Raw genomic sequence first — 13,725 nt, forward strand, 5'->3', positions numbered from 1 at the left:
TATCTCATAAGTAATATGGGCATATTTTAACACATATCGTCTTTTAGCATATTATTGTTTGATTAGTCCGACAGGCTCCTAGGGAAATAGTCTGTCCATCGATCATATCAATAGCTAACGATGCTTCATCTGCGGTGATTACGACTTCATTAAAGAAAATTTCTTGGCCGTTTTCGATCTCTCGAATCTCATTGGTTTCAGGGTTTAAAACTTGAACTCGACCGGTTGCATTGATGATTTTTCCGACTGCGATTGACATGACTAGCTATCCTTTTTGAGTTTTGATAGTTTGATAGTATCGCAGTTTAAATAGCCTGCCTATTGTACCTAGGTACAGTTTTTTATCGAATCCCGCGTAAAACCCCGTCGTTCACGGCGGGGAGGATGTCAACGACTGTGCACGTATGTCGGTTTTGCGGTTGCCGGATTGAAGTCTATCGGCTGCAAAACGCCCTATTGCACAACTTTAGTGCAGATTGGTTCACTAAGGAACAATACGGCGCACGGTGCGACAAAAAACGCATCAAGCTTGTCAAACACAAGGGAGGCACTAAAACCAAATCATTGAAATAAAATAATATTTATTCAATTGCACCCAAAAATTGCTGTATAAACATTATTAATCCGCTTTTATTATTTTTTTATTGCTTAACTTATTGTTTAACTTATTGCTTAACATTTTATAGATCAAGGTTTTCATGTATAGAATTAATTCACATTATCAGCCGATCGTCAGCTTAGCGCATAGACGTGTAGTCGGCTATGAGGCTTTGCTGCGTGCCCAGCAAGCTAGCGGCCAACCTTGCTCTCCCCTTGATGCCTTTGCGGAAGCGGAGCGTAAAGGTTGCTTAGAAAAATTTGATCGTGGGTGTTTAATGAGCCATATCAAAAAATACGCTTCCATTCAAAACGAGGACAAGTGGCTATTTGTCAACATTAATAGTGCAACCATTAAACCCGATAATTTGCGCGCAAAGCTTGTCAAACACCAGTTGAAAAAATTAGGCTTTGCCCCACAGAACATTGTGTTGGAGATTTTAGAGGATGGCGCTAGAAATACCCAACAACTTAAAACCTTTGTTGATTATTACCGAAAGCTGGGGTTTTTAATCGCCATCGATGACTTTGGCACGGGGCATTCTAACTTTGACCGCATTTGGGAGTTAAAACCGAATATTGTCAAACTTGACCGTTCCATGCTGGTTAATGCACGTAATGACAGTGCGCGACAGCGGTGGTTAACGCGCTGTATTGCTCTCTTACGTGAAACCGGGGCGATTATTCTACTTGAAGGGGTTGAAACACAAGACGATGCTTTGCTCGCCTTGGATTCAGATGCGGATCTAGCACAGGGTTATTTTTTTGCAAGACCCAATCCGACGGGTGAGCATGACCAGGCCTGGTTGTTAAACGAGTTACACATGCTTCACCATCGCAGCTTATTTGATCAAACTGAACGCCAGCGCGGTCATACACATAAAAAGCTGGCGCTTAAACATATGTTGCTTGAAGCGTCAAAGGCGGTGGCACAAGGTATTGAGTTTCAGCTCGCCACAAGTGAGCTTTTACAACACTGCGCGGTTGAGCGCATTTATCTATTGAATACCGAAGGCGTTCAAACGATTGAGAGCTTAACACCCGAACACGCTCAAACCTTGTCACCTAAAATTTATGCGCCTTTAAGCCGAAGCGATGGTGCACTCTGGGCGCGGCGGGCGTATTTTCGCAATGCTATGGAGTACCCTGAACAGGTACAAATATCGACACCTTATATAGGGTTGCCGAATGCTAATCTAAATATTACTTTTTCAAAAGCCATCTACCGCACTTTTTCGGGTGAAAAAAACGTTTTGTGCGTTGATATTGACGCGCAATTTTTAAATGAATGATAGAATGTTCGGCTTGAGTATTACTTTATTTATGCTGAGGATTCACCATGCCATCGAACATCTCCCAACGCCAAACTTTTTTAACCTATTTACCCAAGGTTAAAACCTATCTTGATCAACTCGAAGAGCAAAATATGTGGTGGACAACGGTTGCAATGGTTGGCAAAATCAACAGTGAAGCGTTTCACCCTCAGCTGCTTGCTTCGATAGTTGAAACCCAAAAAGAATTTCAACATTTAAGAGACTTAATGATTGATTCATTAATTGATAGCTACCTGGGAAAAACAGAAAGCGATATCAAGCTTAAAACGCAAGCCAGTGTCGATTTAATTATTCGCAATCTATTTGAGCGCACCGCTGATGTCGGTTTTTTGGCCACTGATGCGGATATTGTTGAGTTTATGGCACTTGACCAGCCAGCCGATGCGCAACGGCAGCGCATCGAGCGACGATTAGAGGCCTATGTCGCTAAGTATTCAGTGTATGATGATATTGTGTTGGTCAAACCGAATGGCCAGGTGATGGCTAAGCTTAATCCCAATAACCACACCCTCTCGTCGACAGACCCACTTATTCGCCAAGCGATCAATTCCAAACAGGCTTTTGAGGAAATTCATCGCGCGTCCGATCTTTTTCCGCAAAACACCAAAAGCTTAATCTATGCTAAACGTATTGAGCAAAAAGCACAAAATGGGCGCCCTACCCAGTTACTGGGTGTCCTGTGTTTAAGTTTTAAGTTTGATCAAGAAATGGCATTGATTTTCAAAAAAATAGGCCGAAATTCACCCGACTATCGGATTGCATTGTGTCATGAGTCAGGCGAAACTTTAGCCACTAACCACCCCCAGACTTTTCCGATTGGGGAACAGATCAAGCAAACGCCGTTATCATCTAAACCGGTCAATAAAAACAATAAGTTCTGCTTTCATACTAAAACCAAAGGCTATGAAGGCTTTCAAGGCTTGCCTTGGCATATTTATGTAGAGCTTGAAAATCAAGCGGCATTTTGTATCCATGAGACGCAAACGGACAGCATGATCGAGGTCAAACCGGATTCACCGCTGTATCTCAAACAACTCGAAAGAACGAATATCAAGGTCAGCACGCTGCTTTTGATTGTTATTTTGAATGGTAAAATTTCGTCACTGAAACAGAATGTGGAGTATTTCTTACCGATACTAGATCGTTTTCAAGATATCAGTCAAGATATTGCGCGCATTTTTGCGGACTTTATTCATCATATTCATCAAATACGCGTTGAAACCGTCAGAGACAAGGTCGCTTTTAGTGCCGCACTCGCGGCCGATATACTCGATCGCAACCTCTACGAACGTGCCAATGACTGTCGCTGGTGGGCGCTCAATCCATTATTCAGTCAAACCTTGACACACTATCATCAACATAAAAAGTTAGATAAAACGCAACGAGAGACGCTTTATACCGAATTAAGCTACATTAATCAACTCTATACCGTCTATACCAATATTTTGGTTTATGATCTACAAGGCCGTGTTTTGGCCGTATCCAATCCAGATGCCTCGTCACTTGTAGGTCAGACGCTTAGCCAAATAAACGATGTTAAACATAGCCTTCAAATCAAAGATCCACAACAATACTGGGTGTCTCAATTTGAAAGCACCCCGCTTTATAACCAACAGCCGAGCTTTATTTATCACGCACCGATTAAAAGCACCGACCATCCCAATCAAAATGTGGGCGGCATTGCTTTAGTTTTTGATAGCGCGACACAGTTTCATGCCATGCTGAAAGACAGTGAACCGCATTTTACGCTCGAAGCAATACAGCAGGGATCCTTTAGCCTTTATGTGAATACACAGGGTGTCGTGATCTCATCTACCCAGCCAGATATGAAGCCAGGCCGAGTTATACAGCTACCTAATCGGTTACGTCAGTTTAAGCCTGGAGATGCGGGGAGTTTAAATTGGACATTAGACCAAAAAGCCTATTTGGTTGGGTTTTATATGACAGATGGCTATCGAGAATATAAAACCCAAGATGGCTATCAAGACGAGGTGATCAGTTTGTGTTTTACACCGATTTAGCTCAAATTTAGCTCAAATCAATTAACTTGCCACCACAAACGCAACCGCGTAGTGTTTTTCGTCGCTGATGGAGAGTTGCCATTGGGTGATTCCTAGATGAGCGGCGCGATTGAGCGCACCGCCGCTGAGTTCTATTTTTGGCTGGCCGAGGTCTGTATGGCTTATTGTAATATCCGCGAAGCCGACCCCTTGCGCAATGCCGGTACCAAGCGCTTTACTTACGGCCTCTTTCGCCGCCCAGCGCTTGGCTAAAAATCGTGCGGGTTGGCTGTGGCTTTTTAAAACTAACTGCTCTGATTCGGATAGCAAGCGTTGTGCAAAACGAGCACCTTGCTTTTGCCACAAGGCCTCTATTCGTGCAATTTCTACGATATCTGTACCGACACCCTTAATCATCGTGTTTTTAATCGACCAGATAGGCGTTTTGACGGGCTTCAACCATGAGGCGCTTCATTTCAGCAATCGCCGCAGGTAAGCCTGAATAGACCGCCTGCGCGACAATCGCATGGCCGATATTTAACTCTTCAATCACCTTCATCGCGGCAATCGGCTGGACATTATGATAGTGCAAACCATGCCCTGCATTCACCACCAAACCAAGGCTGTGTGCCAACTCAGCGGCCTGTGCAATACGCTTTAGTTCAGCTTTAACTTCAGCGGGGCGAGTGAGTTCGGCATAAGTACCTGTGTGCAATTCAATCACCGGCGCACCCACCGCTTTGGCCGCACGAATTTGCGTTTCGTCTGGATCAATAAACAAGGACACGCGACAGCCTGCTTTCGCTAAACGCGCACAGGCCTGGGTTAACAAGGCCTGCTGCCCCGCTACATCCAAGCCCCCTTCGGTCGTTAGTTCCTCGCGTTTTTCCGGCACTAAACAGACATCTTCCGGCTCGACGTCACAGGCGATATTAATCATTTCTTCGGTGACCGCCATCTCTAAATTAATTTTCGTTTGGTAACAGGCTTTGAGACGATAAACATCTTCATCTTGGATATGACGGCGATCTTCGCGCAAATGCAGTGTAATGCTGTCCGCACCGGCCATTTCCGCATCCAATGCGGCTTTAATGGGGTCGGGGTAACGTGTGCCGCGTGCTTGGCGCAGGGTCGCCACATGGTCAATGTTTAAGCCAAGAAAAATAGGATTCATGGTAATGAGGTGTCCTTAAAATTAATAAATGAGAATTGAAATATTGATTTAGTTAAATAGTGCACGCGTGGCCAGGGGTTTCATGCCAAGATGCGGCTGTAAAATACGACGCATCAACTGTTTCCAACTCGCCAAGCAGGCTAAACAAAATTCTTGTTCGGCCAACTTAAGCAAACACCCGCCCGTTATCGACCCGCGTGGCTGCGCCGTTGGGTTAAGTTGATAAAAACCGGTTTGCGGTTGATAACCATAGAGTATAGCGGGTTCAATCGGCTGACCTTGTGCATCTAATGTTAAATCGATGCCGTAACCTAATTCGGCCAATAAAACCAACTCAAACTGACGCAAGTGCCAAGCCATGAGCTCTCGTTGGTCAGTTTGCGCTAAAGCCTGAAGTGCTTGTTGGTAATGGTTAAATAAATCCTGCAATCCTTCGGTGGGCTGAATTAGTCGGTAAAGCAGTTCGTTAAGATAAAGCCCACAGATTGCGGCATCGGCTTTTAGCCCATAAGCTAAACCCTGTGGCTCCATGTTTTTAGGTGTTAACCAATCCAGTTGTTGAGTAGGTGTTTCACGCCACTCGACTAGCAAGGGTTGAAAGGGTTGTAACCAGGCCTGCTTTTGGCGCGCGGATTTCGAAGCCGAACGCGCACCGCGCAAACTGGCGCTCACCTTACCCATTTCTGGCGTAAACAAGGTCAATAACAAGCTGGTTTCACGATAGGGTCGGCTGTGTAAAATAAAAGCAGGCTGTGTTTTTAACATCAATTAAACCCGCCCCCGCCAGTCAGCCTAACATTAGTTGTGCGATTCGGTATAACCTAAACTTGCCAATGCACGTTCATCATCAGACCAGTTTTCTTTTACCTTGACCCACAGCTCCAAATGCACGCGGTTCTCTAGCAGCGCAATCATGTCTTTACGCGCGTCAATCCCCATTTGTTTGATTTTCTCGCCTTTATCACCAATCACTATGCGTTTTTGGCCTTCACGTTCAACCAGAATCAGCGCATTGATTGCCCAACGCCCTGTACCTTCCTCTTGTTCAAACTGCTCAATTTCTACGGTGGCGCCGTAAGGCACTTCGTCACCTAGCATGCGCATCAATTTTTCACGCACAATTTCAGCGATCAAAAACTTGGTTGAACGGTCGGTAATATAGTCCTCAGGGAAAATCGGCGTTTGATTGGGCAAGACTTTTAATATTTCTTTCTGAATGAGATCAAGACCACTTTTCTTATGCGCTGAAACAGGAATTAACGTGCTAAATTCCACCTTGCCATTTAAGGTCTGCAAAAAGGGTAATAAATCGGTTTTTTGCTTAAACTTATCCACTTTATTGACAATCAATACCACCGGCGCTTCCGCATGTTTTAATTGATCGGCAACCGACTGATCTTCCTTGCTCCAGCGACCGGCCTCAATCACGAATAAAATAACATCCACCCCCGCAAACGCACTTTTGGCGGCACGATTCATATAGCGGTTAATCGACTTTTGACCGCCTAAATGCATGCCCGGCGTATCAACATACACTATCTGGTGATCATCAGCGGTATAGATTCCGTGAATACGGTGACGAGTGGTTTGTGGTTTGTGTGAGGTAATGCTGAGCTTTTGCCCCAACAACTCATTCATTAACGTGGATTTTCCTACATTTGGACGACCAATAACCGCGGCAAAACCCGCTTTAAAATTCGTGGTTTCTTCAACCAGGCCTGGTTGTTCTAAATCTATATGTATCGATTTCATAATTGTTCCAGTGCATCCAGTGCAAATTCAGCTGCTTTTTGTTCCGCTTTACGGCGTGAGGTATCAGTCGCTTCAAATTTCGTGTTGAGTTTGGCGACATAACACGCCACCGTAAAGTGTTGCGCATGCGCCACGCCATTGACACTGATAATACTATATTCTGGCAAGGGTTGTTGATCCGCTTGTAGAATTTCTTGCAGGCGGGTTTTGGGATCTTTGCCGACATTTTTGGGGTCAAGGGCATTCAGTCTTTTAGCATAAATTTGCTCAACAAACGCACGCGACTTGGCTAGCCCGCCATCTTTATAGATAGCGGCAATAATCGCTTCAACCGCATCGGCAATAATCGAACTTCGGCGGTAACCGCCACTTTTTAACTCACCCGGTCCGAGAATTAAATAATTACTTAACTCATACTCTCGACCAATTTCAGCCAGCGTTTCGCCCTTGACTAGATGCGCGCGAATACGACTTAAATCACCTTCAGGTAACTTGGTAAACTGGTGGAATAAAATATCCGCCACCATAAAATTCACCAAACTATCGCCCAAGAATTCAAGGCGCTCGTTATTTTTAGCGTTCTGGCTGCGATGGGTTAAGGCTAAACTCAACCAGGTCAAATCAGTAAATTCATAATCCAGTTTACGCGATAGCTCGCGTAATTTTGCTTGTCTTTCCACATCCAACGACATTAGTTAATCCCCTTGCCGATGCGATTAAACTGGATACCATTATCCCAATGCATCCAAATACCAAATGCACGGCCTTTTAAGTTTTCATCTGGTACGAAGCCCCACATCCGACTATCTGCACTATGATCTCGGTTATCACCGACAGCAAAATAATGCCCCTCAGGCACAATCACTTCGATCATATTTTGGCCTGCTCGATTAGGGTCAATTAAAATCTCATGCGGGTCCCCCTCGCGAAGTAATTCTTGAAGCAAGGCCGCCCCTGTCATCACCGAACCCGACTCGGTACCTTCGTAACGTCCAATCGGACGTTGTTCCACTAGCTCGCCATTAATAAATAGTTTCTTATCAATATAACTCACGCGGTCACCCGGCAAACCGACAATACGTTTAATATAGTCAATTTTTGGATCGAGTGGATAACGAAACACTGCGACATCGCCACGCTTGACTTCGCCAAAGGGTAAAATTTTGGTTTGCACCACCGGTAAACGAATACCATACGAAAATTTATTCACCACAATAAAGTCGCCGATCTGTAAGGTCGGATACATCGAGCCCGAAGGAATACGAAACGGTTCGATAATAAACGACCGCAGCACCAAAACAATCAAAAAAACCGGGAATAAAGAACGCGCATACTCAATGATGAGCGGTTCTTTTTCAGTGGTCGCTGATTCAACGCGTTTCTTTCGCCATACCAGCTTGTCAATAAACACAACCACCCCAGTAATCGCGGTGACCAATACTAATAATAATTCAAAACTCACTTATCCGATCCTCCGGTATTCAACACCGCCATAAAGGCTTCCTGCGGCAGCTCCACACGGCCTATTGTTTTCATGCGTTTTTTGCCCGCTTTTTGCTTCTCTAGCAACTTCTTCTTACGCGACACGTCGCCGCCATAACACTTCGCCAACACGTTCTTGCGCATGGCTTTTACATTGGTGCGCCCAATAATCTTGCCACCAATCGCCGCCTGTATCGCTACTTCAAACATTTGGCGTGGGATAATCTCTTTGAGTTTTTCAATCATTTCCTTGCCACGCTGCACCGCCACTGAACGATGGGTAATCACGGCCAAGGCATCTACTGGTTCACCATTAATTAAGAAGTCTAGCTTGACTAAATCATCAGCTTGGAAACGTTTAAACTCATAATCCATCGACGCATAACCACGACTGGTCGATTTTAAGCGATCAAAAAAGTCCAATACCACTTCGTTCAAAGGCATTTCAAAACTTATCGAGATTTGGTTACCGGCATAGGTCATGCTTTTTTGCACGCCGCGCTTATCAATACACAGCTTCATCACCGCGCCGATATGATCCTGTGGCACCAGAATGTTCGCTTGAATAATCGGCTCACGGATTTCATCAATCGTACCCACATCAGGTAGCTCAGACGGGTTGTCGATTTTTAATACCTCGCCCTTTTTGGTCAGTAGCTCATAAACAACCGTTGGTGCCGTACTAATCAAATCCAGGTTATATTCACGTTCCAAACGCTCTTGAACAATCTCCATGTGCAACATGCCCAAAAAGCCACAACGGAAACCAAAGCCAAGCGCTTCAGAGGTTTCTGGCTCAAAATGCAATGCTGCATCATTCAAGCGCAGCTTACGCAACGCCTCACGCAAATCTTCATAATCCTCCGAACTTATCGGAAACAAACCGGCAAATACGCGAGGCTGCACGGGTTTAAACCCTGGCATACGCTCGGCCGCTGGGTTTTTCGCATCGGTTAGGGTATCGCCAACCGGCGCACCATCTATATCTTTAATACCCGCGATGACATACCCTACTTCGCCAGCGCTCAACCATTCACGAGAGGTACGTTTAGGCGTAAAAATGCCGACATCTGTCACTTCGTGATCATCGCCTGTCGACATTACGCGCATTTTCATTTTCTTGCCAATCTTACCATCCAGCACACGCACCAAGGACACCACCCCCAGATAGTTATCAAACCATGAATCAATAATCAAGGCTTTTAGCGGGCCATCCAAATTACCAACGGGGGCAGGAACGCGCGCAACAATTTGCTCTAGGGTTTCTTTAATACCTATACCGGCTTTGGCGCTGGCATGCACCGCGTCATGCGCCTCAATACCAATAATTTCTTCAATTTCTTCCACCACGCGCTCGGGTTCAGCGGCGGGCAAATCAATTTTGTTGAGCACCGGCAGCACTTCCAAGCCCTGCTCTATCGCGGTATAGCAGTTAGCCACGGTTTGCGCCTCAACACCCTGCGACGCATCCACCACCAATAACGCGCCCTCACAGGCGGCCAACGAGCGCGACACTTCATACGAAAAGTCCACATGCCCTGGTGTATCGATAAAGTTAAGCTGATAAGTATTGCCATCATCAGCCGGATACATCAAGGTCACACTCTGCGCTTTGATCGTAATACCGCGCTCTTTTTCGATATCCATCGAATCGAGAACCTGGCTCTCCATTTCACGATCCGTTAAGCCACCACACAGGTGAATAAAACGGTCAGCAATCGTGGATTTACCATGATCAATATGAGCAATAATCGAAAAGTTACGGATTAACGATAAGGGTTGTGACATGAAGGCTCCAAACAACTCAAAAATATAAATAAAAAAGGGTGCGTTCGCACCCTTTTAAGTTTTTCGCGCCACAACAGGCAGGCGAAAAACGAAGGCTATAAAAAATTAACGTTATTTTACGCTAATTTGTTTTGCTTGACCAAATTATTCAACAACCAACGCAACGAAGATTGAACGACCATTGCGCACAATTCTAACCGGCAAGGATTGACCAGGCCTGGCTTTGGCTAACACCGCATCAATATCGCTGGCCTTTCTAATTGGTTGAAAATTGATACTGACCAGAATATCGCCTTGAATAATACCATTTTTACGCCCAAGCCCCTCTTCAACCTTGGTCACACCCACGCCAAAGGGCAAATTAACGCGACCTAACTGCTCTTTGCTCAACTCTTCCAATTCAAGCCCTAAACGTTCGCTGGTTAATTTTGCCGGCTCCTCAGGCTTGGCTTGGGGGGCGGGTTCATCGTTATTTTCACTCAAGGCTTGCAAACTGGCGATCACGGTTTTTCGCTCGCCCTGACGCAAAATCTCAATCTCAACCGGCTTGTTAATCGGTGTAATCCCCACCGCTGGCGGTAAATCAGCCGATTTTTCTATTAAGCGGCCATCAAATTTTAAAATAATATCGCCCGATTCAATCCCCGCTTTTTCGGCTGGGGTGTCTGGATAGGCTTGTGCCACTAGCGCGCCTGTCGGCTTTTCCATATTAAACGAACGGGCTAATTCAGCCGTGACCTCTTGAACCTGCACACCCAAGAAACCACGCTCGACCTTGCCTGTCTGCTTGATTTGTTCAACCACATTCATCGCAATCTCAATCGGAATCGCAAACGACAAGCCCATAAAACCACCACTACGGGTATAAATTTGTGCATTGATACCGATGACTTCGCCATTAAGGTTTATCAATGGACCACCAGAGTTACCGGGGTTAATCGCTACATCGGTTTGAATAAACGGTACATAGGTATCATCCGGCAGGTTTCGACCTTTCGCACTGACAATCCCAGCCGTCACCGTATAATCCAAGCCAAACGGCGCGCCAATCGCCAAAACCCATGACCCAACTTTTAGCTTATCCGAATCGCCAATTCTAACCGTTGGCAAACCAGTGGCATCTACTTTTAATAACGCCACATCCGTACGTGGATCACTGCCAACCACCTCGGCCTTATACTCTTGACGATCACTTAGTCGCACAATGACACCATCCGCACCTTCAATCACATGGTGATTGGTTAAAATATAACCATCTTGGGTTATAACAAACCCAGACCCCACCGACTGGCTTCGACGCTCAGGCGCTTGACGCCGCTCCTGCCGAGGATCCTGTCCAAAAAAATGGCGCAAAAACTCATCTGGAATACCGCGAAACTGTGGTGGAATACCACTATTGCTTGGCGCGCGTTCGGTGCGCGTGGTGCTAATATTCACTACCGCTTGATGATTCTGTTCAACCAACTGGGTAAAGTCTGGAAAACCCACCACGGGTGCGGCCGTAGCCTTGACCAGCAAAACCGGTGCAAACGCCACACATAGCCATGTAAAAAATGTTAAAAATTGTTTTTTCATTCTGATGTACTCCTAATGATGCGTTTAATGACTGGCTGCACCGGTTTATGATTCAGCCGAACCCACAACCAAGCGCCGACCATGGCTAACAAAGCACCCGACGCAATCTGCCAATCTTGCGCATCTGTTAATATAACATTGACAGATAAAGCGCCAACAAACAACCCAACCAAAGGCAAACCATAGGCTAAAAAAGCCTGCTTGATTAAACTTGAACCTGGCATTTCTAACACAACCCTATCGCCCTGCTTGGCACCCAGTTCATTAGGCAAGCGAAGCAAAGGCGAAGCGCCCATTGCAAAAAGCTTCGATAAGCTACTAGTACCACAGGTAGACTGCCCCTGACAAGAACCGCAACCCGATTCACGCTCGGTTCGAACCCATGCATAACCTTGTTCGATAGATTCTACCCAACCTTGGGCTTGTAAAACGTCATCCACCTTGATTTCCACCTTTTATTCAAATTAAAACTAGTTAGGAGCTTGTCGGACTAAACCGGTCCTTTCGGGTGCGCGTGAATATATGAATCGAAGAAAGGGAAGTTAAACATGTAGGTTAAATCATCTTCAAGATTCCTACAATAATACTCGCAATACAAGGGAATTAGTAGTGCAACGGAGCGAACCAACTTGCAACGCGAAGCAAAAAAATTACGCGTCATTGCGAGCATACTTCCACGTCATTGCGAACGCAGTGAAGCAATCTTTTGAACCAGTGCACACCCTCCAGAGATTGCCGCGTCGTTGTGCTCCTCGCAATGACAAGTTTTTTTAACTTAATGACATTGCACCCACGGAGTAAGAACGGAGAGGGTCACTAGTTCTGATCAAGATTTGGTTTGAACCGAATGTTGGTTGATGTAATCCCTAAGTTGATTGAGTGGCAAGCTAAGTTTTTCAGCGACCTGTTGAATCGAAATGTTAAATTCTTTAACCATAATCCTAGCATCTTCCAAACGAGTTTTAAGTATGCCGATTTGCTCACCCTCCAGCTTACCCTTTTGAATGCCGATTTGCTCACCCTTTTCCATCGCAAGCCTTTCAACGGTATTGACGTATTCCACTTTTTGCTCCTCCTCAATCTCTTCGATTTTATCGATAAATGCTTGCTCTAAATTATGCGGTAAATTGATAAACCAGTCAATCAGATTGAACAGGTGGATCACGTCCTCTTTGTTTAATCCGCGCCTGAATAACTCTCGAATTAGGTTGAGTTTGGCATTCATCCGCTGGTGCGGGTCTTTGATTTGTTTGGCGTCCAATTGCGCTAATACAATGAAGCCGAACACATTGTCACTCACCAATAGTTCTTCGCGCCTTCGGATAAAATCCAGCAGTTTGCAGATTGGAAAGTGCATGGTCATTTTAAAACCCAGTTCGTTGTAGCGATAGGTATCCTGTCGAAAACGTTTGTTGGTATCACTGAGTACCGCTAAGCTGATCACGTCTTTTTTGTATCGATCGCGGATACGGCTGTTGTAGCGGAACATTCGTTCGGCAAAGTCTTTTTGCGGTGAGCCTTGGACTTCAATATGAATCAGTAACCACTTCTCTTCACCGGTGTTGAGTTGGACTTTAACCAGTTTGTCGGCTTCGGTTTTGGGTCTTTCACCTTTGGCGAGGGTTTTTTGCAGTTCTTTGTCTAAAAACTCCGGCGCTTGTTGCCAGTTAATCGCATCGTAGACGGTTGGAAACAACAGGTGCATGCTTTCTTTAAAATAGCGATCTAACGCATTTTTCCATGGCGTATCGTGCACTTGGGTTTCGGCTTTGCTTGACGGGGATTTGGGTTGCGGTGACGCGGTTTTCATGCGGTTACCCTCGTAGATAATAGGGCAATTGTAGTGAGTTATGTGATGCTTCGCAAGTGAGCGTCATCTTTATCCCGGGTATTTCACTGCCCTGTCACCCTGACCGCAATCACAGGGTCTATGGCGGCCAGCGGTTGAATCCTGCGACTTCGCACGGGGCGACGCACCGCCCGTCATGACGAGGTGCGTAGGAGTCGGCTTATAAAACGTCAT

General features: G+C 45.6%; 13 protein-coding genes. 2 read left to right on the forward strand and 11 right to left on the reverse strand.

The features are described 5' to 3' along the window. Positions 1-43 precede the first annotated feature (43 nt). Positions 44-259, reverse strand: a complete 216-nt coding sequence (locus tag NA59_RS05930) for a hypothetical protein (RefSeq protein WP_044409505.1) — start codon at positions 257-259, stop codon at positions 44-46. 439 nt (positions 260-698) lie between these two features. Between NA59_RS05930 and NA59_RS05935 the strand changes: the two genes are divergently transcribed. After that, the gene (locus tag NA59_RS05935) at positions 699-1,889 is read left to right on the forward strand and encodes a sensor domain-containing phosphodiesterase (RefSeq protein ID WP_044409508.1); all 1,191 of its coding nucleotides are present in this window, start codon (positions 699-701) and stop codon (positions 1,887-1,889) included. A 47-nt stretch (positions 1,890-1,936) separates the two neighbouring features. Then, complete coding sequence (locus NA59_RS05940; RefSeq protein ID WP_052501494.1) at positions 1,937-3,952, forward strand: cache domain-containing protein; 2,016 nt, start codon at positions 1,937-1,939, stop codon at positions 3,950-3,952. Positions 3,953-3,973: 21 nt separating this feature from the next. Here NA59_RS05940 and acpS read toward each other — a convergent pair whose 3' ends face one another. From acpS to NA59_RS05990, 10 genes are all read right to left on the reverse strand, one after another. Then, on the reverse strand, positions 3,974-4,390 hold the full coding sequence (gene acpS / locus NA59_RS05945) for a holo-ACP synthase (RefSeq protein ID WP_322785781.1): 417 nt from the start codon (positions 4,388-4,390) through the stop codon (positions 3,974-3,976). Then, a complete protein-coding gene (pdxJ, locus tag NA59_RS05950) occupies positions 4,356-5,105 on the reverse strand; it encodes a pyridoxine 5'-phosphate synthase (RefSeq protein WP_044409511.1) in 750 nt (249 codons plus the stop codon). Before pdxJ ends, acpS begins: the two co-directional genes overlap by 35 nt. A gap of 48 nt (positions 5,106-5,153) precedes the next feature. Further along, positions 5,154-5,870, reverse strand: a complete 717-nt coding sequence (gene recO / locus NA59_RS05955) for a DNA repair protein RecO (protein WP_044409513.1) — start codon at positions 5,868-5,870, stop codon at positions 5,154-5,156. 33 nt (positions 5,871-5,903) lie between these two features. Next, positions 5,904-6,857: a GTPase Era gene (gene era / locus NA59_RS05960; RefSeq protein WP_083944984.1), complete on the reverse strand. Its 954-nt coding sequence runs from the start codon at positions 6,855-6,857 to the stop codon at positions 5,904-5,906. Next, entirely contained in the window at positions 6,854-7,549 is a 696-nt protein-coding gene (rnc, locus tag NA59_RS05965) for a ribonuclease III (RefSeq protein WP_044409516.1), read from the reverse strand. Before rnc ends, era begins: the two co-directional genes overlap by 4 nt. After that, a complete protein-coding gene (gene lepB, locus NA59_RS05970; RefSeq protein WP_044409518.1) occupies positions 7,549-8,319 on the reverse strand; it encodes a signal peptidase I in 771 nt (256 codons plus the stop codon). Before lepB ends, rnc begins: the two co-directional genes overlap by 1 nt. Then, entirely contained in the window at positions 8,316-10,127 is a 1,812-nt protein-coding gene (gene lepA / locus NA59_RS05975) for a translation elongation factor 4 (RefSeq protein ID WP_044409521.1), read from the reverse strand. Before lepA ends, lepB begins: the two co-directional genes overlap by 4 nt. 144 nt (positions 10,128-10,271) lie before the next feature. Further along, entirely contained in the window at positions 10,272-11,702 is a 1,431-nt protein-coding gene (locus NA59_RS05980; protein WP_052501495.1) for a DegQ family serine endoprotease, read from the reverse strand. Further along, positions 11,699-12,142, reverse strand: coding sequence for a SoxR reducing system RseC family protein (locus tag NA59_RS05985; RefSeq protein WP_052501496.1), 444 nt, complete (start codon positions 12,140-12,142; stop codon positions 11,699-11,701). Before NA59_RS05985 ends, NA59_RS05980 begins: the two co-directional genes overlap by 4 nt. Before the next feature lie 386 nt (positions 12,143-12,528). Further along, the gene (locus NA59_RS05990) at positions 12,529-13,512 is read right to left on the reverse strand and encodes an RpnC/YadD family protein (protein ID WP_044409524.1); all 984 of its coding nucleotides are present in this window, start codon (positions 13,510-13,512) and stop codon (positions 12,529-12,531) included. Positions 13,513-13,725: the final 213 nt, after the last annotated feature.

This window comes from Thiomicrospira microaerophila (assembly GCF_000934765.1).
Lineage (GTDB): Bacteria > Pseudomonadota > Gammaproteobacteria > Thiomicrospirales > Thiomicrospiraceae > Thiomicrospira > Thiomicrospira microaerophila.

Bases quoted from the DNA above. Each gene is read 5' to 3' on its own strand.
- NA59_RS05930 (WP_044409505.1), bottom strand. From the start codon at position 259: ATGTCAATCGCAGTCGGAAAAATCATCAATGCAACCGGTCGAGTTCAA.
- NA59_RS05935 (WP_044409508.1), top strand. From the start codon at position 699: ATGTATAGAATTAATTCACATTATCAGCCGATCGTCAGCTTAGCGCAT.
- NA59_RS05940 (WP_052501494.1), top strand. From the start codon at position 1,937: ATGCCATCGAACATCTCCCAACGCCAAACTTTTTTAACCTATTTACCC.
- pdxJ (WP_044409511.1), bottom strand. From the start codon at position 5,105: ATGAATCCTATTTTTCTTGGCTTAAACATTGACCATGTGGCGACCCTG.
- recO (WP_044409513.1), bottom strand. From the start codon at position 5,870: ATGTTAAAAACACAGCCTGCTTTTATTTTACACAGCCGACCCTATCGT.
- era (WP_083944984.1), bottom strand. From the start codon at position 6,857: ATGAAATCGATACATATAGATTTAGAACAACCAGGCCTGGTTGAAGAA.
- rnc (WP_044409516.1), bottom strand. From the start codon at position 7,549: ATGTCGTTGGATGTGGAAAGACAAGCAAAATTACGCGAGCTATCGCGT.
- lepA (WP_044409521.1), bottom strand. From the start codon at position 10,127: ATGTCACAACCCTTATCGTTAATCCGTAACTTTTCGATTATTGCTCAT.
- NA59_RS05980 (WP_052501495.1), bottom strand. From the start codon at position 11,702: ATGAAAAAACAATTTTTAACATTTTTTACATGGCTATGTGTGGCGTTT.
- NA59_RS05990 (WP_044409524.1), bottom strand. From the start codon at position 13,512: ATGAAAACCGCGTCACCGCAACCCAAATCCCCGTCAAGCAAAGCCGAA.